The following is a 22,686-nucleotide window of genomic DNA, read 5'->3' on the forward strand; positions in this document are numbered from 1 at the left end:
CCGGAAAGCATAGCGAATGATGACTGCCGCGAGCAAAGCTAAACATCGGAATGGCCTGATTCTGTTGGGCTTTGCCGGCCTGCTCTGCCTCCTGGCCGGGCCGTCCGTCCGCGCCGAACCGGTCGTGGTGCGTACCGCTGTACTCGAGCTCAATCCGACCGCCCCCGCCGCGGCGAAGCTGGGCCGGCTGGACTATCTGGGTGGCCTGATCCTGGCCAGTGAAGGTGGCGGCTTCGGCGGCTATTCCGGCATAGCGGTAGATGCAGATGGCGCCGGCCTGTGGGCGATTGCCGATACCGGCCACTGGCTGCGGCTCGATTTTCGGTGCAACGATGCCGGCCTGCCGGTGGAGATCGCGGCAGCCGAGATTCTGCCGCTGCGCGACGCCAATGGCGCCGAGATCACGCGCAAGACACTGAGCGATGCCGAAGCATTGCGGCATCTGGCGGACGGACGCTGGCTCGTCTCGTTCGAGCGCGCGCATCGCCTGTGGTTCTACGACCGGCCGGGCGGCGTCGCGACCGCCACATTATCCACGCCCGCCAGTATCACGCAGCAGCCCGGCAATGGCGGCATCGAGGCGGTCGCCGCCTTTGCCAATGGCGATCTGCTGCTGCTGAGCGAGGATATGACGGCCGCAAACGGCGGCGACGGTAATGCCGCATGGCTATGGCGCAATGGTGCTTGGCGCGATCTGGTCTGGCCGGCGCGCGATGATTTCAAGCCGACCGATGCGGTCGCGCTCGACAACGGCGACGTGATCGTGCTGGAGCGCTATTTCAAACCGGTGATCGGTCCGAAGGCGCGGCTGCAGCGCATTCCAGCCGCGTCGATGCAGGGGACGGAGGCCGTATTGCAGCCGGAACTGCTGGCGGAATGGGCCGCACCTTACTCGGTCGACAACATGGAAGCGCTCGATGTGCGCCGCATGCCCGATGGCAGCCTGTGGCTCTATGTGATGTCGGACGACAACCAGAATATCCTGCAGCGCACGCTGCTCATGGTGTTCCGCTACCAGCCCTGAAAAGACCGGGCTCTGAAAAGCAAAACGCCCGCCGTTTGACCGGCGGGCGTTTGCGAAATTCTGAAAGAAGACTTAGGCGGCCCAATATCAGGCAGCGCGGGCGGCCAGGGCCTTCTTGATCTTGCGCTTGAACGACAGGGCGTCGCTCGACAGGAGCTCGTCCTTGGTCTTGATCAGCCAGTTGTCGATGCCGCCATTGTGCTCGACCGAGCGCAGGCCATGCGAAGACACGCGCAGCGTGATGTCGCGGCCCAGAACTTCGCTGATCAGCGACACGACATGCAGGTTCGGCAGGAACCGGCGACGGGTCTTGTTGTTGGCGTGGCTGACGTTGTTACCGGACTGAACGCCCTTGCCGGTCACTTCGCAACGACGGGCCATGATGAACCTCTAACTTTCCAAGTGTTGGTCGTAAATTCGGTGGCCGGTTATAGGGGTCTGATCCGGGAGCGTCAACCGGCAAAAGCCCTCCAAAAGCCTGTTGTGGCGGGGTAAGAGGGCAGCCCCGGCAAGGCTGCGACAAAATGGCGGAAAAGCCCGCCAAATCACTGCCAAATCCCGCGTTGACTCTACGCAGGCTACCCCGTATACAGCGGGACCGATTTTCCGGGGGCCTTCGCGGGCCCCCGACGTGTTTATGTTGAACCATCTTTTTAGCGGTTTTCCGCGAAAAGCTGGGAAGTCAGACGGAGAGCCGCTGTGTCGAAACGGACTTATCAACCTTCCAAGCTGGTGCGCAAGCGCCGCCATGGCTTCCGCGCCCGCATGGCCACCGTGGGCGGTCGCAACGTGATTGCCTCGCGTCGCGCCCAGGGCCGCAAGAAGCTCTCGGCGTAATTTACCCGCGATGGCGTCGGGCGGTGTCGAGCGACTCCGCCGCCGCGCGGATTATCTCCGGGTGCAGGCGGCCGAGCGGCGCATAGCGCTGCCGGGACTGCTGCTGCAGGCCGCGCCCGGCGAGACCGGCTGTTGCCGGGTTGGCTTCACTGCTTCGCGTAAAGTGGGCAATGCCGTGACCCGCAATCTGGCCCGTCGTCGCCTCAAGGCGCTGGCCGGTGAAATCCTGCCCAAACATGCGACCCCCGGTCACGACTACGTGCTTGTGGCGCGTCAGGCCACGCCGCAGCGAGACTATTCCGCGCTGCGTCGCGACCTCGAAGCCGCGTTGAAAAAACTGCGCCTGTGGTCGGATCCGTCGCCGGCAGGCGCCGCATGACGCCGGCCGCACAGCTGCTCAGCCTGCCGATCAAGGCCTATCGACTCGTGCTGTCGCCCTGGGTCGGGCATAACTGCCGTTATCAGCCGACCTGCTCCTGCTATGCGCTCGAGGCGCTGGCGACTCATGGCGCGGCGCGCGGCGGTTACCTCGCGGTGCGACGATTGGCCAGTTGCAATCCCTTTGGCGGTAGTGGCTACGATCCTGTCCCGCCGGTTCGACCCGTTTCCTCCGTACAACAAGGCTCAGTCTGATGTCCGACCAGAAGAATCTCATCATCGCGATCGCCGTGTCGGTGGCGATCATGCTCGGCTTCCAGTTCTTCGTCGAAGCGCCGAAGCAGGAAAAGCTGCGTCAGCAGCAGGTCGCGCAGCAGCAGGCCCAGACCCCGACTGCCCCGGGTGCGGCGCCCGGTGCAGTTCCGGGTGCGCCCGATGCCAGCGGCCTGCCGGCGCTGCCCAGCCTGGCGCAGCAGGTGGATCAGGCGGCCTCGCGCGACAAGGCGCTGGGCGAAACCCCGCGCGTGAAGATCGAAGGCAAGCGCCTGTTCGGTTCGCTCAGCCTGGTCGGCGGCCGCATCGACGACGTGGTGCTGCCGGAATATCGCGAGACCATCGAGAAGGATTCGAAACCGATCCATCTGTTCTCGCCCACCGGCGGCCCGTCGCCCTATTACGCCGAATTCGGCTGGACCGCGTCAGGCAGCAGCGTTGCATTGCCGACCGGCCAGACGCGCTGGACCGCCGACAAGGATGTGCTGCGCCCCGGCCAGCCGGTGACGCTGACCTGGGAGAACGGCCAGGGCCTGGTGTTCAGCCGCAAGATCGAGATCGACGAGAATTATCTCTTCACCGTCACCCAGTCGGTGGAGAACAAGGGCGGCACTGCCGTCACGCTCTTCCCCTATGCGCTGGTGTCGCGCCATGGCACGCCGCATACCGATGGTCTCTACATTCTGCATGAAGGCCCGGTCGGCGTGTTCCGCGAGAAGGCGTCCGACGGCGGCACGCTGAAGGAGCTGAGCTACAAGGACCTGTCCGACGACAAGGCCCGCGAATACGACTCGGTCGGCGGCTGGGTCGGCTTCACCGACAAATACTGGCAGGCCGTGCTGGTGCCCGGCGCGGAGCAGAGCGTGAAGGCGCGCTTCACCCATGCCAAGCCGGCCAGCGGCGTCGACCGCTATCAGGCCGACTATCTCGGCGGCGGCCAGCAGCTTGAAGCCGGCAAGAGCATCAGCGCCACGTCGCTGCTGTTTGCCGGCGCCAAGGAAGTGAAGCTGATCGATCGCTACGAAGAGACGCATAAGATCGCCAAGTTTGAATTGTCGATCGACTGGGGCTGGTTCCACTTCCTGACCAAGCCGATGTTCTACAGCATCGACTACCTGAAGGGCCTGCTGGGCAATATCGGCCTCGCCATGCTGGCGGTCACCGTGATCGTCAAGCTGATCTTCTTCCCGCTCGCCTACAAATCCTATGTGGCGATGAGCTCGATGAAGAAGCTGCAGCCCGAAATGCAGAAGATGCGCGAGAAATACGGCGAAGACCGCGCCAAGATGCAGCAGGAGCTGATGGCGCTGTACAAGAAGGAAAAGGTCAATCCGGCCGCCGGCTGCTTGCCGATCCTTCTGCAGATCCCGGTCTTCTTCGCGCTCTACAAGGTGCTCTATATCGCCATCGAAATGCGCCATGCCCCCTTCTATGGCTGGATTCGCGACCTTTCGGCGCCCGATCCGACGACCTGGATGAACGGCTTCGGCCTGCTGCCCTGGGATGTGCCGCATCTCGGCCCGCTGCAGATTCTTTCGATCGGCGTCTGGCCGATCATCATGGGCATTTCCATGTTCCTGCAGATGAAGATGAATCCGACGCCGCCCGATCCGGTGCAGCAGAAGATTTTCGCGCTGATGCCGCTGGTCTTCACCTTCATGCTGGGCAGCTTCGCCGCCGGCCTGGTGATCTACTGGAGCTGGAACAACACGCTGTCGATCCTGCAGCAGTATGTGATCATGCGGCGCATGGGCGTGAAAATCGGCGGCGGTGCCGAGACGCCCGATCCTGCGCAGAAGCCCCCTGCGGCCAAGCCGAAGAAGTAACGATCATGGCCGATCTGCCGGCCCCTGACGAAAGCTTCACTCCGGCCGCGCTGGAACGCGGCCGGCTGCTGTTTGCCGCGCAGTGCGATTTCTTTGCCGGCGCGATGACGGTGCCGCAACTGGCGCCGGCGCGCGGGCCGGAGATTGCCTTTGCCGGTCGCTCCAATGTCGGCAAGTCGTCGCTGGTCAATGCACTCACCGGGCGCAAGACGCTGGCGCGCGTCTCCAACACGCCGGGCCGCACCCAGCAGCTCAATTTCTTCGACCTCAACCTTGGCGCGATCAGCCTGGTCGATCTGCCGGGCTACGGCTATTCCTCGGTCGGCAAATCCAAGGCGGCGGCCTGGACCGAAACCACGCGCGCCTATCTCAAGGGTCGGGTGGAGCTGAAGCGGGTCTGCCTGCTGGTCGACAGCCGCCATGGCCTCAAGCCCGGCGATGAAGACATCATGACGCTGCTGGACAAGTCGGCCGTGATCTACCAGGTGGTGCTGACCAAGGCCGACAAGACCGGCCCGACGGCGCTGGCCGAGGTGAAGGCGGCCACGGCAGAGACACTGAAACGTCATGTGGCCGCGCATCCGATCATCCGCGTCACCTCCAGTGAAACCGGCGCCGGTATCCCGGAGCTGCGAGCCGAGCTTGCGGCCCTGGCCGGACGCGATTTATAACTTTCTGAACCACAGAAAACGCCGAGAAGCACAGCCATGAAGACGACCGGGCCGCAACCGCTGGAACAGCATCTGCAGCAGACCGCCAAGGTCCTGTCCGAGGCGCTGCCCTATATGCGCCGCTTCGCCGGCCAGACCATGGTCATCAAATACGGCGGCCATGCCATGGGCGACGAGGCGCTGGCGCATCAGTTCGCCCGCGATGTGGTGCTGATCAAGCAGGTCGGCATCAATCCCATCGTGGTGCATGGTGGCGGTCCACAGATCGGCGCGATGCTGGAGCGGCTGAAGATCAAGAGCGAATTCATCGATGGCCTGCGCGTCACCGATCAGGCCACTGTCGAGATCGTCGAGATGGTGCTGGCCGGCTCGATCAACAAGCAGATCGTCACCGCCATCAACGGCGCCGGCGGCACCGGCATCGGCCTCTCGGGCAAGGATGGTCGCCTGATCGAGGCGCGTAAATTACGTCGCTCGGTGCGCGATCCGGGTTCGAATATCGAGAAGCTGCTCGACCTCGGCTTCGTTGGCGAGCCGACGCGCATCAATCCGGATATCCTGCGCACCATGCAGACTTCCAACCTCATCCCCGTCGTGGCCCCGATCGGCATCGGTGAGAATGGCGAGACCTACAACATCAATGCCGATACCTCGGCTGGCGCGATTGCCGCCGCCATGGGCGCGACGAAGCTGCTGATGCTCACCGATGTGGCCGGCGTGCTGAACAAGGACAAGAAGCTGATCCCCAACCTCACCGCCAAGGAAGCGCTGGTGCTGATGGGTGATGGCACCATCTCGGGCGGCATGATCCCGAAGGTGGAAACCTGCCTGGATGCGGTGCGTGGCGGCGTGAATGCCGTGCATATCCTGGATGGCCGCATCCCGCATGTGCTGCTGCTGGAACTGTTCACCGCGCATGGCGTCGGTACGATGATCGAACGCACGCCGTAACAGGTCTGCATCAACGTTCTGAAAACCGCCGGTGTAAAAACCGGCGGTTTTTTTATATCTTTCTGCGGTTCACCAGCAGGATGCCGGCAATGATCACCACCACCGCCGACCAGACCAGCAGGCCATAGCGTTCGCCGAAGACAAAATGCCCGATGCCCAGGCTGGTGGCTGCCATCACATAGCCGATCTGGCTCAGGTAAACTGGGCCGGCCACGCGCTGCAGTTCGAAATAGGGAATGAAGCTGAGGCATGAGAAGAAGCCGGCTGCCAGCAACACCCAGTCGGCAGGCGCCGTATTCGATGGCAGGTAAAGTCCGCCATTGAGAACAAGACTGCCGAGCAGCAGCCAGAAGGCCGCGCCCAGCAAGGTGCCGGCGGCGAGCGCCAGCGGCGGCGCATCCTTGGGCCAGTAGCGGGTGCGATAGATGTTGCCGGCCGCGAGCGACACCGGCGCCAGCATGGCCAACAGCATCCAGGGCAGGTGGGCGTCGCTGATCGGGCCGGTGCGCGGCAGCAGGATGATCAGGATGCCGACCACGCCTAGGCCGATCCCGGCGGCGCGCGTCCAGATCAGTTTCTCCATCCGCAAGCCCAGCGCGAAGGCATAGGTCAGCATGGCGGGGAAAGCGTAGGCGATGCTGGGCAGCCCGGCGCCGACGCGTGCGACCGCCAGGAAAATCAGCAGGCTGGGCAGCGCCAGCGTGATCAGACCGCTGATCACATAGAAGCGCAGATGCCGCAGCGGCGGTCGTGCGCCGGTCATGACAGCAAGTGCGAGCAGCAGCAGGCCGCCGACCAGATTCTGCCAGAAGGCAAAGGCAATCGGCGAGACACCGCTGCCGATGGCGATTTTGGCGAACGGCGGTGCCAGACCGAGCGTGACGCCGGTGGCGATCAGCAGCAGCAGGGGATAGGAACGCGACTGGCGCAGCGAGGCGAGCATGTTTTGTGTCTTGCGAGGTGGGAGGGAAGGCGATGCCGAGCGATATATGGCAGTGCCGAGGCCTGTCCAGTCTCAGCTGAACAGCCAGTTGCGGAAGCCGCGGATGGCGGGCTCGCGTTCGCGGCCCTTGAGGCAGAGCAGGTAATAGCCGCCCGGCCGCCGCAGGCGGAATTCCGGTAATGGCTCGACCAGTCGTCCGTCACGCAGCTCCTGCACCACGAAGAAATCCGGCACCAGCGCGAGACCAAGCCCGTTCACGGCGGCCTCGATCGACATGAAGAAATGTTCGAACGCCGGGCCTTTGCCGGCGCTGCCTTTCAGCCCGGCTGAGGCGAACCATTCGGCCCAGGCCTCGGGCCGGGTCGAATGCGTCAGCAGCACATGGCGCTTCACATCATCCGGTTTTCGTAGTGCTTTGCTTTTCAGCAGGGCCGGACTCGCCACCAGGGTGACGGTTTCGGGAAACAGGAATTCGGCATGCAGTTCGGCGGACCAGTTTCCGCTGCCGTACTGGATGCCGACATCGACGGGCTCGCTGGCGAAATCCACCGGCCGGTCGGCGCTGGTGACATCCACCGCGATCTCGGGATTCAGCTGGTGGAAGTCGGCCAGCCGCGGCATGAACCAGCGCATGGCAAATGTCGGCAGCATGGTGATCGCCAGACGATTGGCGGGGCGGGTGCTGCGCATGATCAGCTTGGTGGCGGCCAGCATGCGCTCGAAGGCCTCGGTCAGTGGCGGCAGATAGGCGCCGCCGGCCTCGGTCAGTTCCAGGCCGCGCGGGCCGCGGCTGAACAGGCTGACGCCGAGATCTTCCTCCAGCTGCTTTACCAGCCGGCTGACGGCGCCCTGCGTCACATGCAGCTCGTCGGCGGCACGCGTGAAGCTGAGATGCCGGCCGGCCGCAACAAAGGCGCGCAGTGCATTCAGCGAAGGCAGTCCGCCCGGAATCCGGGCAGGATCGATATGAGATAAACTCATCATGGGGCGAGTTTAAATCGGTTGCCGGCTGAGCGCCAGCCGCTAATATCCGGCCCAGTTCAAGCCCCCCAGAACGAGGATAACTCATAATGAATGCCCTTGCTCCGTTGACCGCCCCGGCTCAGAACCAGGCGAAGGCGCTGCGTCCCTTCCATCTCGCGTTTCCGGTCAAGGACATTGCCGCCACGCGCAAGTTCTACGGCGAGCTGCTCGGCTGCGCGGAAGGCCGCTCGGCGGAGCATTGGGTCGATTTCGATTTCTACGGCCACCAGCTGGTGGCGCATCTGGCGCCGGAAGAATGCACCATCAAGGCCTACAGCTCGGTCGACGACCACCAGGTGCCGGCCAAGCATTTCGGCGTGATCCTCTCGATCCCGGACTGGAAGGCGCTGGCGAAGAAGCTGACCGAAGCCGGCATGGACTTCATCATCGAGCCCTATGTGCGGTTCGAGGGCGAAGTGGGCGAGCAGCACACCATGTTCTTCCTCGATCCCTCGGGCAACGCGCTCGAGTTCAAGGCCTTCGCCAACGACTCGGCGATCTTCGCCAAGTAATCAGAACCGGCTGAGCGCCTCGGTCGCGACGCGCTCGCCCCATTCCTGCACGAAATGCCCGGCGTCAGCTAATTCCAGCGGCGCCGGGCAATTTTTTATCTGGCTGCGCAGTGCGTTCATCACCGACGGGCCCAGCACCGGATCGGTCATGCCGATCGCCATGAAGCTGGTGCCGGTCCAATCATTTTTCCAGAAGTCGCGCGCGCGCTGCGATGTCGCGGCGCCCGGCGCATCGGGCGCATCGGGCACCAGGTTGGGGAAGCGCCGCACACCGCCCTTGTAGTCCTTGTCGGGATAGGGCGCTGCATAGGCGGCGGATTCTTCAGCGCTCAGATGCGGGCAGCTGCGTTGCATCAGCTTGGCCACCGCCATGTCCGGGTTCTTGTTGTTCCAGGCGCGCCAGTCGAGGAAGCCCTGCGTGAGCGGCATGTCGCCGGTGCCGAGCGCGGTGTTCATCACCAGCAATCCGCTGAAGCGCTCGGGCATCTTCATCGGGATGGTGAGACCCAGCAGGCCGCCCCAGTCCTGACAGACCAGCACGATGTCATGCAGGTCGAGCGCGCGGATCAGCGCGATCAGGCTGTCGCGGTGGAAATCGAAAGTGTAGGTGGCGTCGTCGCGCGGCTTGTCGGATTTTCCGAAACCGAAGAGGTCCGGCGCCACCACGCGATGGCCGGCGGCCGTGAAGACCGGGATCATCTTGCGGTAGAGGTAGCTCCAGGTCGGCTGGCCATGCAGGCAGAGGAAGGTCTTGCCGGCATGCTTGCCCTCATCGAGGTAATGCATGCGCAGGCCATTGGCCTGGGTCAGGTAATGTGGCCGGAAACTGTAACCGGGAAGATTGTCGAACCGCTCGTCCGGCGTGCGCAGGGCTTCGATCATGGCGTCCCTCTCCCGTTGTTACAGGGAGAGGCTGTCACGATTACCCCAGCCGGATCAATCCTGACGTTTGGGCCGACGTAAGGTCAGCGCTTCTTCGGCTTGCTCTTTTGGGCCGCCTTCTTCTTCGGTGCGGCCTTTTTGGCCTTCTTCGCCTTGGGGATTACCCCCTCCTTGCCGAAGACGCGGACGAAGATGGTGTCGACATGCTTGAGATGGTAGCCGAGGTCGAACAGCGCGGTGAGCTGCTTGGGCTTGATCTTGGCGGTCACTTCCTTTTCAGCCAGGAGCGCCTGCAGGAAATCGCCGCCATGCTGCCAGATCTTCAGCGCATGCTTCTGCACCAGGCGATAGCTGTCCTCGCGGGAGAGGCCCGCCTGGGTCAGCGCCAGCAGGATACGCTGCGAATGCACCAGGCCGCCGAAGCGGTCGAGATTCTTCATCATGTTGTCGGGATAGACCACCAGCTTCTCGACCACGCCGGCCAGGCGATGCAGGGCGAAATCGAGATGGATGGTGGCATCCGGCCCGATGCCGCGCTCGACCGACGAGTGGCTGATGTCGCGCTCATGCCACAGCGCCACGTTTTCCAGCGCCGGCACCACGGCCGAGCGCACGAGGCGGGCCAGGCCGGTCAGGTTTTCGGTCAGCACCGGGTTGCGCTTGTGCGGCATCGCGCTCGACCCCTTCTGGCCGGGCGAGAAGAATTCTTCCGCTTCCATCACCTCAGAACGCTGCAGATGGCGGATCTCGGTGGCCAGACGTTCAATCGAAGACGCCACCACGGCGAGATGCGCGAAATAGGCGGCATGGCGGTCGCGCGGGATCACCTGCGTCGACACCGGCTCAGGCTGCAGGCCGAGCTTCTTCGCCACCCATTCCTCGACGAAGGGGTCGACATTGGCAAAGGTGCCGACGGCGCCGGAAATCGCGCAGGTGGCGACTTCCTCGCGCGCCGCGACCAGGCGCTTGCGCGCGCGCTGGAACTCGGCATGGAAGCCGGCCAGCTTGAGGCCGAAGGTGGTCGGCTCGGCATGGATGCCGTGGCTGCGGCCAATCGTGGGCAGCAGCTTGAATTCAAAGGCGCGGTCTTTCAGCGCGGCCAGCACGCGATCAGTGCCGGCAATCAGCAGATCGGCAGCGCGCACCAGCTGCACGTTGAGGCAGGTGTCCAGCACATCCGACGAGGTCATGCCCTGGTGCACGAAGCGTGCGGCCGGACCGACATATTCGGCCAGGTTGGTCAGGAAGGCGATGACGTCATGCTTGGTCTCGCGTTCGATCTCGTCGATGCGGTCGACCTTCCACTTGCCCTTCTTCCAGACTTCCTTCGCCGCGGCCTTGGGGATCACGCCCAGTTCGGCCTGGGCATCGCAGGCATGCGCCTCGATCTCGAACCAGATGCGGAAGCGCTGCTCCGGCTCCCAGATGGCGGCCATTTCAGGACGGGTATAGCGCGGGATCATCGAAGCCTCAGCGAGAAGAAGAATGGCGGAATCGGAAGGGGCGGTTAGGCCGGCTGGCCGCGGCTGGTTTAGACGCTCGGGCCATGCGGATCAAGCGAAGGTTCGGGGCTCGTTTTGGTTCGTGGCGGTTCGTACGTGTTCGTAGCGCTTCGCCAGCGTTCGTGACGGTTCGTGGGTGTTCGTGGGCGTTCGTAGCGGTTCGCGCGCGTTCGTTTCGCTTTTTCCTTGTCCTGGATGCAGCCCGATACAACCACAAGAACATATATAGAACATGTATCCGGTTTCAAGAGGGCGGAACAGACCTCCACCGCCGGGGTTGGTTTGGCAGGACAACCACGCACAGGAGATCCACATGAAAGCACGACTCATCGCGACCGCCGCTGTGATCAGCCTCGGCCTGGGGGGCGCGGCTTTCGCCCAGACCGACCCGAGCCGGAGCCCCACCAGCACGCCGCCCGGTGCAGGAACGCCTCCGGCGGCCTCGGACCAGACCACACCCTCAACCGGTTCCCCGGGCATGGGCAGCGGCACGACCAACATGCCGGGCAGCAGCACCATGACAACCGCGCCCGCCGGCACCGGTGGCGGGATGGGCGGCGGCGCCATGGCAGGCGTCGATGCCAGGGAGCTGCTCGGCGCCGATCTCAAGAATGCCCAGAATGAAAAGATCGGCGAAGTGCAGGCGGTCCAGCTCGATTCGGCTGGCAAGGTCCGGTCGCTGATCGTCGGGGTCGGCGGTGTCCTTGGCCTGGGCGCCCGCGCGGTTGCCGTGGAGCCCTCCGCGCTGAGCGTGGCGGATGGCGGCGACACGGTTCGCACCACCCTGACCAAGGATCAGCTCAAGGCGATGCCGGAATACGAATATTCCGACAAGAGCTATCGCGGTGAAGTCTTCAGCGACAGCGGTGTCGTGAAGAAGTAACGCACTGGCAGCCGCATGACGAAAGAGCGGGCGGTCCGGTTTCCGGGCCGCCCGTTTTTTTGCCGCCATGCCGTGTCAGCTCACGCCGGCATGTCCCAGCCGCCGATATTCTTGTAGATCGTGTCGCGCAGTTGCCGGACCTCGCGGTTCAGGCTGCCGAGATTTGCCAGCGGCTGTCCCGAGATCGACAGCAGCGCGTCATTGAGGCAACCGGCCCTGGATTGCAGCGCGCGACCCTGATCGGTCAGGGCGACGACAACCTGGCGCTCATTCTCAGGATTGCGCGCGCGCCGCAGGAAACCTGCAGCTTCCAGCCGCTTGAGCAGCGGCGTCAGCGTGCTCGATTCCAGCGCCAGCTTGTCGGCGATGGCGCCCACCGTCAGGTCGTCGTCGCGCCAGAGCACATTCAGCACGAGATATTGCGGATAAGTCAGCCCCAGTTCGTCGAGCAGGGGCTTGTAGACCCGCTGGATGGCCATGCCGGCAGAATAAATCGCGTAGCAGAGCTGATCATCTAAGGGTGCGGGATTGCTGGGCTTTTTCTGGGTCATGGCGGGTCTCCTGCGCCTTCATATGGGGATTATAATCGCAAAAATACATATCGCGATAAAAATTATGCTTGACGGTTGGCGGGGATGGGGTTAGATAATCTTTATCGCGATAACAATTATCGCTATTTAATTAGGAGAGACGCCATGAACATTCTCTATCGCACCGAAGCCACTGCCACCGGCGGCCGCACCGGCCGCGCCGCCACCGCTGACGGCGCCTTCAGTGTCGCGCTGGTCACGCCGAAGGAACTCGGCGGCCCCGGCGGCGCCGGTAATAATCCCGAGCAGCTGTTCGCCTCGGGCTATGCCGCCTGCTTCCTCGGCGCGCTCAAGTTCGTCGCCAGCCAGCGCAAGGTGAAGATCACCGATGACAGCAGCGTCACGGCTGCGGTCGGCATCGGCAAGCGCGTGGACGGCCAGGGCTTCGGCCTTGATGTCGAACTGACCATCGCACTGCCCGGCGTCGACGAAGAGGTTGCGCGCCAGCTGGTCGATCAGGCGCACATCGTCTGCCCGTATTCGCACGCCACCCGCAACGGCCTGGATGTCCGCCTGACGCTGGCGGACTGACGCTGGCCGACTGACCTTCCCAACTTCCTCCCCGAGAAAAAGGACCATTTCCCATGTTGACGAATATCCGCACTGCTTTGGCATCCGCCGTTGTTGCCACCGTCTTCGCTGCCGTTGGCGTCCAGGCCGCCGAGCGCATCCCCGCAACCCAGGCCGTCAAGAATGTCGTGCTGGTGCATGGCGCTTTCGCCGACGGTTCCGGCTGGCGCGGCGTCTACGATAACCTGACGGCGCGCGGCTACCGCGTCACCATCGTGCAGAATCCGCTGACCTCGCTGGCCGACGATGTGGCGGCCACGCAGCGCGCGCTGGCCCGCGTGAACGGTCCGGCCATCCTGGTCGGCCATTCCTGGGGCGGCACGGTGATCACCGAAGCCGGTACCGCGCCAAACGTGGCGGGTCTGGTCTATGTCTCGGCGCTGTCGCCCGATGCCAATGAGACCACGGCGCAGCAGTATGAAGGCTTCACCACGCCGCCCGAATTCGTGCTCGACGTGCACAGCGACGGCTATGGCTATGTGAAGCCGGAGCAGTTCAAGGCCGGCTTCGCCGCCGACACGACGGATGCCGATGCCGCCTTCATGCGCGACTCGCAGGTGCCGATCGCCATGTCGGCCTTCGGCACCAGGCTGACGAATGCCGCCTGGCGCAGCAAGCCCAGCTGGGCGGTGATCGCCACCGACGACAAGGCCTTTGACCAGAAGATGCTGCAGCATATGGCGAAGCGCATCAACGCGAAGGTGACAAATGTCGCCGCCAGCCATGCGGTGTTCATGACGCAGCCCAAGGTGGTGGCGGACGTGATCGACCAGGCGGCGAAAGAGTCCGTGACGGCCGCGCGTTAAGCGGCAATCACGGTACGCGGCGGGCAGGCGGCTGACCTTGGGGGTCCCGCCTGCCCGTTTGTAGAGATCGTCATTCCCGCGAAAGCGGGAATTCAGCGCAAGCGGATCGACTGGGCTCCGCCCGTCGCGCCGTGCGCGACAGCATATGTAAGGCGGCAAAGCCGCCGGGTGCGGGAGCGACGACTAAAGAATGTCTCCCGACAATTCCGCTGCTGAAACGCGTCGATCACCCGGCTAGGATGGGGAAAACTCCAGACAGCGAGTCTCCCCATGCCGACCACCGCAAACCTGCTGGCCTTTGCCCTTGTCGCCCTCGGCATGGTGCTGACGCCGGGTCCGAACATGATCTACCTGATCTCGCGCTCGATCTGTCAGGGGCGCGTGGCGGGCCTGATCTCGCTGGGCGGCGTGGCGCTTGGCTTCGTCTTCTACATGCTGGCCGCTGCCTTCGGCATCACGGCCCTGCTGCTGGTGGTGCCTTACGCTTACGAGGCTTTGTGCTACGGCGGCGCGGCCTATCTGTTGTTCCTGGCCTGGCAGGCGATCAAGCCCGGCGGCCGCTCACCGTTCCAGGTGAAGGAACTGCCGCAGGACAGCCCGCGCAAGCTGTTCACCATGGGGCTGATCACCAACCTGCTCAATCCCAAGATCGCCATGCTGTACCTCTCGCTGCTGCCGCAGTTCATCAATCCCGAGCAGGGCAACGTGCTGGGCCAGTCGATCACGCTGGGCTTCGTGCAGATCCTGATCAGCGTCAGCGTCAATGCGGTGATCGCCATTACGGCGGGCAGCATCGCCGGCTTCCTGGCCGGTCGCCCCGTCTGGCTGCTGGTGCAACGCTGGCTGATGGGCACGGTGCTCGCCGGCCTCGCCGTGCGCATGGCGCTTGAAGCCAAGCGCTAAGCCCGTGTCGGTCACGCTTTTCGGCGCGGCCTACAGCGTCTATACGCGCAGCGCCCGGCTGGCGCTGATCGAGAAGGGCGTGCCGTATCGCTTCGACGAGGTGCATGTCTTTGGTCCCGGCGGCGCACCCACTGAGCATCTGGCGCGGCAGCCGTTCGGCAAGGTGCCGGCCTTCGAGCATGACGGCTTCGCGCTGTTCGAGACGGCCGCCATCCTGCGCTATGTCGATGAGGCCTTTTCAGGCCCGGCGCTGCAGCCGGTGGATACGCGCTCACGCGCCCGGATGACGCAGGCGATGTCGGTCTGCGACAGCTATCTCTACGGCCACGGCGTCTGGGGCATTTTTGTCGAACGCGTCGCGAAGGCCAAACGCGGCGAAGCGGCGGATGAGCAGAAGGTCGCGGCGAGCCTGCCAAAGGTGGCGGCGTGCCATGCGGTGCTGGCGGATATTCTCGGCGATCAGGACCATCTCTGCGGTGATGCGCTCACACTCGCCGATCTGCACGCTGCGCCGATGCTGGCCTGTCTGGCGATGACGGACGAGGGCCGCGCCATGATGGCGGCGCATCCGCGGCTGGAGAAGTGGTGGCAGCGCATGGGCGCGTGGCCTGCGATGGTGCAGACTCGCGCCGGCACAGATGTCTGAGGATTATTATCTAAATACTTTGAGCCACAGTTTGAAAGTAAAGCTATGCTTTCTTTCTCACTGGCTGATCAGTATGAGGCGAGCTATCGCGAAGCTTTCCAGAACTTCCAACCTCTATGGATCGAGCTTGATCTTTCATCCATTGAGGCCAGCTATCAAGCTCTTTTGAAACCTGGTCAAGTTGAGCTTTTAGCCACTCACTTCCAATCTTTGGCTTTTCGCTCATCAGAGTTCTCCTCCAGCAGTCGCATGGCCGAAGCCTTTAGCTTCAAGCGTATTTCTGAGTGCCAACTTAGCCATCTGCTCAATGAAGATGTAGGAGGGGACTAACCGCTTTAACCGAGGAAGTGCGGCTGCGGGTTGCCATTCAACTGCATCTCCATTGTCTATTTTGCGTTTGGTTTTCTCAAACAAATCCATAAAACGGCCTGGAGCTATGCCAATAAAAGGATCAAACGTCACATGATCGGATTCTATTCCACTGTCAACGCGAATAGAATCCCTATAAAGGCCTTTTGCCATGCTTTTTGGGTAAGGCTCAATGTAGATCACCCTTTTAATTCCCGCCGCGACGATATGTCGTGCGCACATGTGACACGGGAAGGTTGTGCAGTAAAGCTTCGCTTCTTTTAAAGGGGTGCCTCTTCTGGCGGCATCGGTAATCGCCGCCATTTCGGCATGGACAATTCGGCCAAACTCCAAAAGTTCGGAAATTCGTGTTCCTCGTAAAGGCCGAGCAGTTCCTCGAAGTGCTTGCTCAGCTAATTCAGCCGCATCTAGTTCGACTTTTTCATCCGTTAGCCATTTAGATTCTTTCAAGCGCTGCAAGAGTTCTTGCAACAATATTTGTTTATTCTTGGCGCTAGAGTCGTAGCCAACTTTAAAGTCGCGAGCATCGTTATTGTCTCCATCCCAATACAGGCCACCGCCAAATTTTGGCACCTCATTGCAGCCTACGGATAGAAGGTCGCCATCTGTTGTGGTTATTGCCGCACCTACCTGCCTTGATAGATCAGCAGATCGCAGCGCGGTTGCTCGCGCATAAAACATCGCCAATTCATCTTTTGTCGGTGTGTGGAATGGATGGCCAAAAATGAGTTCGACGAAGCGGCGCAAAGATTTTTCAACAGTGGCCTTCTCTGTCGCAACGATAAAAAGATCTGCAAGCGGGAAGGTATCTCTGACTCGTTGTCCATACTCAACATTGGCCTCTTCTTCATCCCAAACGATCAGTTCCTCTGCTTTCGGTAAATACTCGTCGGACCCTGGAGGTTTGTGTCTGGACTTTGCAATTTTCTCCGCCAGAGCGGATTTGCGGGAGTCTCTTGGGGCAGTCGCAGCGACAAGATAAAATGCGCGGCCATATATATTCCGTAAGACCTCAACTTCCTCAGGGTGTTTTAACGACCGAATGATATAGGCTTGTCTTTTTGCAGGGCTGTTTGGATCTTGAGTCAGATTGGCGCGTTCAGCAGAAATCTTTGCCGAAGACAGTAATGCAAACAGGTCTTCGCCCAACTCTCCGCGCAGCCTCGTCCCAGCTTGCATATGTGTTGAATAGCGCTCGTCTTCCGGACCGGAAGTGGGGAGGTCGGAATCTAAGATGTGCATTAATTGGCTAATCTGCACTAAGCAGGTCTTGTAATTTACCCGGCCTAATTCTTCCTCAAGAACATGTGAGACCATATTTAGATCGGTCCCAATTGGTCCGACTAAGCCAAATACCAGTTCGGGACCGGTTAACGGCTCGAGGCTTTTATGAGCAGTTTTCTGTTGTGGGGTGCGGGCAGCTTTATCTCGTGCCCGCTTTTCCGCGTGCTTAGTCTTTTTCGGAATTACTTTTGAGCGATTCGCCATCCCCACCCAGCCCGATTCGCGAGGTGGAGATTAGCAGGAATTTTACACCTGACGTTAATTGAAGTGCGACATAATATGGTACTCGGGTAACCATCAGCCCTTGCCCTCGCCGCCGATGCGGCCGTAGCGGTCTTCCTTCGGCTTGGCGGTCGGGCGCAGCGGACCACCCTGCGGATCGCACAGGCCTTCGGGCAGCTCGCGGTCATTTACGAAATCGTCGTGATGCTCGGCGGCGAACTGGTCGTTGCCATAGGTGCCGGGTCCGACGCGTTCCTGCTGCGGCGAATGCTTCACCAGCGGTTCGGTATGCAGCGGCCCGCTGCCGCGGCCGTGATCGCCGGGCTCCAGCGTGAACTGCTGCTGCGGCTGCACGGTCTGCGGCTTTTCCCTGCTGGGCGGATCGCCGATGGGCTTTTTGTAATCGGGCGTGTCGCCGGGCACCTTGTCCTTTGGTGCCTTGTCGTCGGGCGGGGTCTGCGGTTTCGGCTCTGACATGGCGGGTTCCTCCTGAAAGGTTAACCCGCTGCCACCGCCGAGGTTCCGCTCAAGATGGCTGTTCAGCCTTGGCGCTTCCACCGCGTCAGCGCCAGGATCGCGCCGCCGGCGACCAGGCCCCAGAAAGCGCCGCCGATGCCGAACAGCGTCAGGCCGCTGGCCGCGACGATAAAGGTAATCGCGGCGGCCTCGCGGCTTTCGATGTCGCTCAGCGCCGTGACCAGCGAATTGGCGAAGGCGCCTAGTAGAGCGAGACCCGCGACAGCTTGAATCAAAACAGGGGGCGCGGCGCTGAACACCGCCGTCGCCGCCGTGGCCAGCAGGCCGAAGACGATATAGCCGACACCGGCGACGACGGCGGCGATCCAGCGCTTGCCCGGATCGGGATGTGCCTCGGGCCCGGCACAGATGGCGGCGGTGATGGCGGCGAGATTGACGGCATGGCCGCCGAAGGGCGCGCCGAGCACGGAGAAGATGCCGGTCTCGCGGAACAGCGGCGCCGGATCGGGCTTGTAGCCGTTGGCCTGCAGCACGGCGATGCCGGGAATGTTCTGCGACGCCATGGTGACGATGAACAGCGGCAGTGCGATGCCGAGCAGCGCCTCGAACGAAAACTGCGGCGCTACCCACACCGGCTGCGGCCACAGCGTGGCGACATCGAGCGCGCCGAGTTCGCCGCCGGCAACGATGAAGCCGAGCGTGACCAGCACGGCGGCCGGCATCGCCCAGAGGCGCTTGAGTTTGGCCACCAGTGCCCAGACGATCACGATGCTCAAGCCAGCCACGGGAAGTGCTGCGACGGCTTTGACCGGCGCAAGACAAAGCCCGAGCAGGATGCCGGCCAGCATGGCGTTGGCGAGTGCGGAGGGAATCGCAGCGACGGCGCGGCCGAGCGGTTTCCACAGGCCAGCCAACGTCAGCAGCGCGCCGCAGATCAGAAACGCGCCGACCGCGCCGGCAAAGCCGCCGGCGATCTCATGGCCGGCGCTGGCGGCGAGCAGCGCGCCGCCCGGCGTCGACCAGGCGATGCTGACCGGCATGCGCGTGCGTAAAGACAGCCAGATCGCGCAAACGCCCATCGCGAGGCTGAGCGCCATCAGGCCGCTGGCGGCCTGCGCCTGTGTCGCACCGACTGCGATCAGGCCCTGCAGGATGACGGCAAAGGACGAGGCAAAGCCGACGAAAGCCGAGAGCAGGCCGGCGGCAATGGCGGGGGCAAGGGAGGGGGAGGGGGCGGTGGGTGACATGGGCGAATACTAAGCGAGATATCGCCACCAAAACCACCATCATCCCCCACCTGCTCGGGGATGAGGCCGGGTCAGAAAATCGTGCCGATGATCCGGCCGATGACGCCGCCGCTGTGGATGCCGACCTTGGCAAACAACGGCGGCAGGCTGGCCCGGTCGCTCGCATCCTCGAACTCGATGCGCAGCAGCTGGTTGCGCGCCACCGGCTTGAAGGCAGTCTGGAATTCCTTCGGCAGCGCCATCGCCACCGGTTCGATCGCGGCGATGCGTCCATATGCGCTGCGCACGCCCCATTCCACCACCACGCGATCCCCGGCCTTCACGCTGTAGAGCGTGCCGGTCGGAACATAGGCCAGCACATAGCTTTCATTGCCGTAAATCTCGACAAGCACATCGCCCGGCGTGATCACCGTGCCGGTCTCGACATTGCGGCGGCCGATAATGCCGTCGATGGGCGCGATGACATCGCCGCTGCCGTAGAGGCGATCCATGTTGTCCAGCGCGGCCTCGGCCTTGTCGATGACCGAGGCCAGACGCGGCAGCTGCTGCTCGATCGCATCCGTCTCGGCCTTCAGTGCGCCGGAATCCAGCAGGCTGCGGTATTCGCTGTCCATCGCCGCCATGCGCTTGTCCATCGGCAGGATGCCGCGGCGCTGCAGCGTCTCATATCGTTCGCGGGTTTCACTGGCGAGCTGGCTGCGTTGCGAGGCGAGGCCGAGCAGCGAGCCGTTGCGTTCGCCCTGGATGCGCAGCTGGGCTTCCTGGGTGCGCAGCCGCGCCAGCTCACTGGTCAGCCGGGCCACGCTTTCCGACACCTGCTGCGACGACACTCCGGCAATGCGCTGGCCGGCGGTGACGTGGTCGCCTTCGCGCACGCTGACATCGCGCACGGTGGCGGGATATTCGGTCGAGATCGTCGCGCTCGGCGCAATCACCATGCCCTCGCTCTTGAGATAGAGATACGAGCCGAACAGGAAATCGCCGAACCACAGGCCGAGCAGCAGCAGGACGCCGAAATAGACCAGTCGGGTCCAGGCCACGGTGCTGCGGCGGATGTCGTTGTTGAGGGTGTCGGCGCGGGGACGGAGACGCAGGCGTCGCATGAGGCAGCCTTTTTATCGTTTCTGATTAGTAGTCTTCGACCTGACGCATCACACGCCGGGGCACATAGGAATCCTGATAGGAATTGCGGAACACCCATTCATCCACCGCGGCGTAGAAGCGCACGGCGCGCATCACGAAACAGGCAAACACCACGTAATAGGGCAGATAGAGAAACCGCCGCAGCACGTCGCGGTCGTTGTCGGCCAGGCCGGCGATCAGCAGCATCATGGCGGCCATCACCGTGTAGACGGCGAGCGTGGCGAACAGCAGTACGAAGCCGAACCAGCCAAAGGTGACGATCAGCCAGCCGAGATAGACGAAGAAGAATCCGGCGACCACCACCTGCATGAAAAACACATCCCAGATCACCAGCGCGTTGGTGATGCGGAAATTCTCGTGGAAGGGATTGAGCAGCTGCTTGTATTTGCGCAGCCAGATGGTGATCACCGAGCGGTCCCAGCGCAGGCGCTGGCGGATCAGCGCAATCGGCGTTTCGGGCACGTCGGTGCCGGCACGCGCGCGCGGCTCGAAGACCAGCTTCCAGCCGGCTGAACGCAGCTTCATGGTCAGGTCGGCATCCTCGCCGATCTCGACATCGAAGCCGCCGACGGAATCAAGCGCGCTGCGACGAAAGGCGCCGAAGGCGCCCGAGACGATACCGAGGATATCCAGCATCTCGCTGACGCGGCGGCCGAGCGAGATCGAGATGCGGTATTCGATATCCTGGAACATGGTGGTCAGGCTGTGGCCGGCATTGCGCACGAACAGGTTGCCGCCCACCGCGCCGACCCTGGGGTCGTCGAAAGGTGCGATCAGGCGTTCGAAGGCGTCGCGGTCGAAGGTGGTGTCGGCATCCACGACGATCACCACATCATGGTGACAATGCGCCAGCGCGAGATTGGTGGCGGCCGATTTGCCTCCCCGCAGTTTCAGCGACAGCGCGATATCCACCAGGCCCTGACGCTGCAGGTCGGCGATCGCATCCGCCGTATTGTCGCTGGAGCCATCGTCCACCACCACGATCTGGCCGCGCCGGAAGCCCTGCACCGTGTCATGCATGACGGATTGTTCGAGGATCGAGCGGATGCAGGAAGGCAGCGCCAGTGCTTCATTATGGCCGGCGATAATGACGCTGAAGCTCCGGCGTTCCAGTGCCGGCTGGCCGGGGTCTTCGGCCGAGGCATCGTAGAAATGCAGCAGGCCGATGCGGCGCAGGCTGAAACCAAAGAAGACCAGCGCGCCGATCAGGTAGCGCGGCAGTTCCAGCACGATCATGAACCAGAACAGCCGGATCAGGTCGCGCGCATCCAGCGCGAAGACGAGCTGAACGCCGGAAACAACGGTGGCGATGATGTCCTGCATCGGTCCGCCGCCTTATGCCGTCGCGGCCAGTTCGTCCAGCATCAGGCCGGCGCGTTCGGCCGGCACGGCTTCAAACTCGAGCTGTACCGGCAGCGCCAGATGGCGGTCGGCCGCCGCGCCGATGCGGGTGAATACGCCTTCGGCCTGCTGCGGGCTGGTTTCCGGCATGGCGACCAGCAGCAGGTCGTCGCGCGGACTGCTGACGAAATCGGTATCACGCAGGGACTCGACCAGGATCTGCGAGAACAGCCGGATGGTGGCGCCGCCGGCGGCAATACCGGCCTGCTGGCGGAGCGCAGCCAGGTTGCCGATGCCGATGCGGCCCAGGGTGAGCGGCCGGCGATAGCGCTGCGCCACCAGCAGCTGGCCGCGCAGCAGCAGTACGAAATCCTTCAATGCGAAAGTGCGCGGGAAGATGCCTGTGACCTCAACGCCCTCGGCCGGCAGTTCGCCGCTGCGCAGCGCCGCGATGCCGCGTTCGGTCAGGCTGTAGTCGAACCAGTCCAGCGGCCGCGCCTGTTCGCCGCGTGACACGGTGTGGCAATCGAGGCAGTGGAAACGCGGCTGCGGCTCGCTCATCACCTGCATGCAGCTGAGGCAGCGCTGCATCACGCCGGGCCGGCCGTAGTCGACGCCGAAATGGCGGAGTTCCTGGTTGCATTTCGGGCAGATCAGGTCATTGCCCTGCAGGAAGCGGCTTTCGCCATCCTGAAAGCCGCAGCGATAGTGATGCACGATGGCTTCTTCGGTCAGGTTACCGCTGCCACAGGCGGTGCAGGCCTCAAACGCCGCGAGGCGACCGTTGCGACAGGCCGGGCAGCACAGCACGCGCGCGGCGAAACGACGTTCCAGCAGGTTCTGGCCGGCCAGGCTTTCCAGTGCCGTGCGCTGCGCCATGATGTCGAGCGCGGCGCGGCCCCGCAGCAGCGGATAGTTGAGCGTGGCGGGCGAGGCCGGATCGCGCGCGGCGCGGATCGGCTGCGCGCGGCTGTGGCTGAGGCACAGGATGTCGAGCCCGCTGCCCGGCGCATGCAACCCGCCACTGGAACAGTCGCCCAGCCGCTCGCTGATCGGCGCCAGTGCTGCCAGCATGGCGTCGAGCTGTTCGGGACTGGACAGCACCGGGGCGGCAAAGTCGGCGGCGAGGCTGGAGGTTTCGCCACTGAACTCGATCACCGGCAAAGCTGGTGGCAGACCGGGTGGCAAAGCTGCGCCATCGAACAGGGCGACGGCATCGGCTGGCTGTTGCGGATCGTCCAGCCAGTGAATCTCGTCATGCGCCGGCAGCGTGCTCTTGATGCGGCCGATTGCCAGAATATGCCAGGGCATCGTGTCTCTCTTTGGTTCGTCGGCACACTCGTAAATCGCGCATGGCATCGGCGAGACTTGCGTTTGTATGCA

Annotated in this window: 26 protein-coding genes; 13 read left to right on the plus strand and 13 right to left on the minus strand. The window is 63.1% G+C overall.

Annotated elements, in window-relative coordinates:
* Positions 1-16 precede the first annotated feature (16 nt).
* Complete coding sequence (locus FNB15_RS09330; protein ID WP_144068435.1) at positions 17-1,024, plus strand: esterase-like activity of phytase family protein; 1,008 nt, start codon at positions 17-19, stop codon at positions 1,022-1,024.
* Between the two features lie 87 nt (positions 1,025-1,111).
* On the opposite strand, the gene rpmB is transcribed toward FNB15_RS09330, so the two are convergent.
* A complete protein-coding gene (gene rpmB, locus FNB15_RS09335) occupies positions 1,112-1,405 on the minus strand; it encodes a 50S ribosomal protein L28 (protein ID WP_144068436.1) in 294 nt (97 codons plus the stop codon).
* Between the two features lie 318 nt (positions 1,406-1,723).
* Between rpmB and rpmH the strand changes: the two genes are divergently transcribed.
* From rpmH to argB, 6 genes are read left to right on the plus strand one after another with little or no spacing between them, the layout of a single operon-like run.
* The gene (gene rpmH, locus FNB15_RS09340; RefSeq protein WP_144068437.1) at positions 1,724-1,861 is read left to right on the plus strand and encodes a 50S ribosomal protein L34; all 138 of its coding nucleotides are present in this window, start codon (positions 1,724-1,726) and stop codon (positions 1,859-1,861) included.
* Between the two features lie 10 nt (positions 1,862-1,871).
* On the plus strand, positions 1,872-2,240 hold the full coding sequence (gene rnpA, locus FNB15_RS09345) for a ribonuclease P protein component (RefSeq protein WP_144068438.1): 369 nt from the start codon (positions 1,872-1,874) through the stop codon (positions 2,238-2,240).
* The gene (yidD, locus tag FNB15_RS09350) at positions 2,237-2,494 is read left to right on the plus strand and encodes a membrane protein insertion efficiency factor YidD (protein WP_144068439.1); all 258 of its coding nucleotides are present in this window, start codon (positions 2,237-2,239) and stop codon (positions 2,492-2,494) included. The genes rnpA and yidD overlap by 4 nt, the downstream gene beginning before the upstream one ends.
* Positions 2,494-4,338 carry a membrane protein insertase YidC gene (gene yidC, locus FNB15_RS09355; protein WP_144068440.1) on the plus strand — a complete coding sequence of 615 codons (1,845 nt, stop codon included), beginning with the start codon at positions 2,494-2,496 and terminating at the stop codon, positions 4,336-4,338. Before yidD ends, yidC begins: the two co-directional genes overlap by 1 nt.
* Positions 4,339-4,343: 5 nt before the next feature.
* Entirely contained in the window at positions 4,344-5,009 is a 666-nt protein-coding gene (gene yihA / locus FNB15_RS09360) for a ribosome biogenesis GTP-binding protein YihA/YsxC (RefSeq protein WP_185973793.1), read from the plus strand.
* A gap of 36 nt (positions 5,010-5,045) precedes the next feature.
* Positions 5,046-5,960, plus strand: a complete 915-nt coding sequence (gene argB, locus FNB15_RS09365) for an acetylglutamate kinase (protein WP_144068441.1) — start codon at positions 5,046-5,048, stop codon at positions 5,958-5,960.
* 52 nt (positions 5,961-6,012) lie between these two features.
* On the opposite strand, the gene FNB15_RS09370 is transcribed toward argB, so the two are convergent.
* Both FNB15_RS09370 and gcvA read right to left on the minus strand, forming a co-directional pair.
* Positions 6,013-6,903, minus strand: coding sequence for a DMT family transporter (locus FNB15_RS09370; protein WP_144068442.1), 891 nt, complete (start codon positions 6,901-6,903; stop codon positions 6,013-6,015).
* Positions 6,904-6,975: 72 nt separating this feature from the next.
* Positions 6,976-7,887 (minus strand): transcriptional regulator GcvA, encoded by a 912-nt coding sequence (gcvA, locus tag FNB15_RS09375; protein WP_144068443.1) that lies wholly within the window; start codon positions 7,885-7,887, stop codon positions 6,976-6,978.
* Between the two features lie 86 nt (positions 7,888-7,973).
* Here gcvA and FNB15_RS09380 point away from each other — a divergent pair, with 86 nt between their 5' ends.
* Complete coding sequence (locus tag FNB15_RS09380) at positions 7,974-8,438, plus strand: VOC family protein (protein ID WP_144068444.1); 465 nt, start codon at positions 7,974-7,976, stop codon at positions 8,436-8,438.
* On the opposite strand, the gene FNB15_RS09385 is transcribed toward FNB15_RS09380, so the two are convergent.
* Positions 8,439-9,320 (minus strand): haloalkane dehalogenase, encoded by an 882-nt coding sequence (locus tag FNB15_RS09385; protein ID WP_144068445.1) that lies wholly within the window; start codon positions 9,318-9,320, stop codon positions 8,439-8,441.
* Between the two features lie 83 nt (positions 9,321-9,403).
* Positions 9,404-10,783 (minus strand): adenylosuccinate lyase, encoded by a 1,380-nt coding sequence (gene purB / locus FNB15_RS09390; protein WP_144068446.1) that lies wholly within the window; start codon positions 10,781-10,783, stop codon positions 9,404-9,406.
* A gap of 352 nt (positions 10,784-11,135) precedes the next feature.
* Between purB and FNB15_RS09395 the strand changes: the two genes are divergently transcribed.
* On the plus strand, positions 11,136-11,705 hold the full coding sequence (locus tag FNB15_RS09395; protein ID WP_185973794.1) for a PRC-barrel domain-containing protein: 570 nt from the start codon (positions 11,136-11,138) through the stop codon (positions 11,703-11,705).
* A gap of 80 nt (positions 11,706-11,785) precedes the next feature.
* Here FNB15_RS09395 and FNB15_RS09400 read toward each other — a convergent pair whose 3' ends face one another.
* Positions 11,786-12,256 (minus strand): MarR family winged helix-turn-helix transcriptional regulator, encoded by a 471-nt coding sequence (locus tag FNB15_RS09400; RefSeq protein WP_144068448.1) that lies wholly within the window; start codon positions 12,254-12,256, stop codon positions 11,786-11,788.
* Positions 12,257-12,400: 144 nt separating this feature from the next.
* On the opposite strand from FNB15_RS09400, the gene FNB15_RS09405 reads away from it, so the two are divergent.
* From FNB15_RS09405 to FNB15_RS09420, 4 genes are all read left to right on the plus strand, one after another.
* Entirely contained in the window at positions 12,401-12,826 is a 426-nt protein-coding gene (locus FNB15_RS09405; RefSeq protein WP_144068449.1) for an organic hydroperoxide resistance protein, read from the plus strand.
* Positions 12,827-12,879: 53 nt separating this feature from the next.
* A complete protein-coding gene (locus tag FNB15_RS09410; RefSeq protein ID WP_144068450.1) occupies positions 12,880-13,671 on the plus strand; it encodes an alpha/beta fold hydrolase in 792 nt (263 codons plus the stop codon).
* A 270-nt stretch (positions 13,672-13,941) separates the two neighbouring features.
* Positions 13,942-14,574, plus strand: coding sequence for a LysE family translocator (locus FNB15_RS09415; RefSeq protein ID WP_144068451.1), 633 nt, complete (start codon positions 13,942-13,944; stop codon positions 14,572-14,574).
* Between the two features lie 4 nt (positions 14,575-14,578).
* On the plus strand, positions 14,579-15,220 hold the full coding sequence (locus tag FNB15_RS09420) for a glutathione S-transferase family protein (RefSeq protein WP_221932782.1): 642 nt from the start codon (positions 14,579-14,581) through the stop codon (positions 15,218-15,220).
* Between the two features lie 43 nt (positions 15,221-15,263).
* On the opposite strand, the gene FNB15_RS09425 is transcribed toward FNB15_RS09420, so the two are convergent.
* The 7 genes from FNB15_RS09425 to FNB15_RS09455 all read right to left on the minus strand — a co-directional run bounded on the left by FNB15_RS09425 (position 15,264) and on the right by FNB15_RS09455 (position 22,614).
* On the minus strand, positions 15,264-15,446 hold the full coding sequence (locus FNB15_RS09425; protein ID WP_144068453.1) for a hypothetical protein: 183 nt from the start codon (positions 15,444-15,446) through the stop codon (positions 15,264-15,266).
* Positions 15,446-17,077, minus strand: a complete 1,632-nt coding sequence (locus FNB15_RS09430) for an anti-phage dCTP deaminase (RefSeq protein ID WP_144068454.1) — start codon at positions 17,075-17,077, stop codon at positions 15,446-15,448. Before FNB15_RS09430 ends, FNB15_RS09425 begins: the two co-directional genes overlap by 1 nt.
* Before the next feature lie 93 nt (positions 17,078-17,170).
* Positions 17,171-17,572 (minus strand): hypothetical protein, encoded by a 402-nt coding sequence (locus FNB15_RS09435; protein WP_144068455.1) that lies wholly within the window; start codon positions 17,570-17,572, stop codon positions 17,171-17,173.
* A 62-nt stretch (positions 17,573-17,634) separates the two neighbouring features.
* The gene (locus FNB15_RS09440) at positions 17,635-18,819 is read right to left on the minus strand and encodes a benzoate/H(+) symporter BenE family transporter (RefSeq protein WP_144068456.1); all 1,185 of its coding nucleotides are present in this window, start codon (positions 18,817-18,819) and stop codon (positions 17,635-17,637) included.
* Positions 18,820-18,890: 71 nt separating this feature from the next.
* A complete protein-coding gene (locus FNB15_RS09445) occupies positions 18,891-19,922 on the minus strand; it encodes an HlyD family secretion protein (RefSeq protein WP_144068457.1) in 1,032 nt (343 codons plus the stop codon).
* A gap of 25 nt (positions 19,923-19,947) precedes the next feature.
* Positions 19,948-21,285 (minus strand): glycosyltransferase family 2 protein, encoded by a 1,338-nt coding sequence (locus tag FNB15_RS09450; protein WP_144068458.1) that lies wholly within the window; start codon positions 21,283-21,285, stop codon positions 19,948-19,950.
* A 12-nt stretch (positions 21,286-21,297) separates the two neighbouring features.
* Positions 21,298-22,614: a TackOD1 domain-containing metal-binding protein gene (locus tag FNB15_RS09455; RefSeq protein ID WP_144068459.1), complete on the minus strand. Its 1,317-nt coding sequence runs from the start codon at positions 22,612-22,614 to the stop codon at positions 21,298-21,300.
* Between the last annotated feature and the right edge of the window lie 72 nt (positions 22,615-22,686).

The organism is Ferrovibrio terrae, assembly GCF_007197755.1.
Taxonomy (GTDB): domain Bacteria; phylum Pseudomonadota; class Alphaproteobacteria; order Ferrovibrionales; family Ferrovibrionaceae; genus Ferrovibrio; species Ferrovibrio terrae.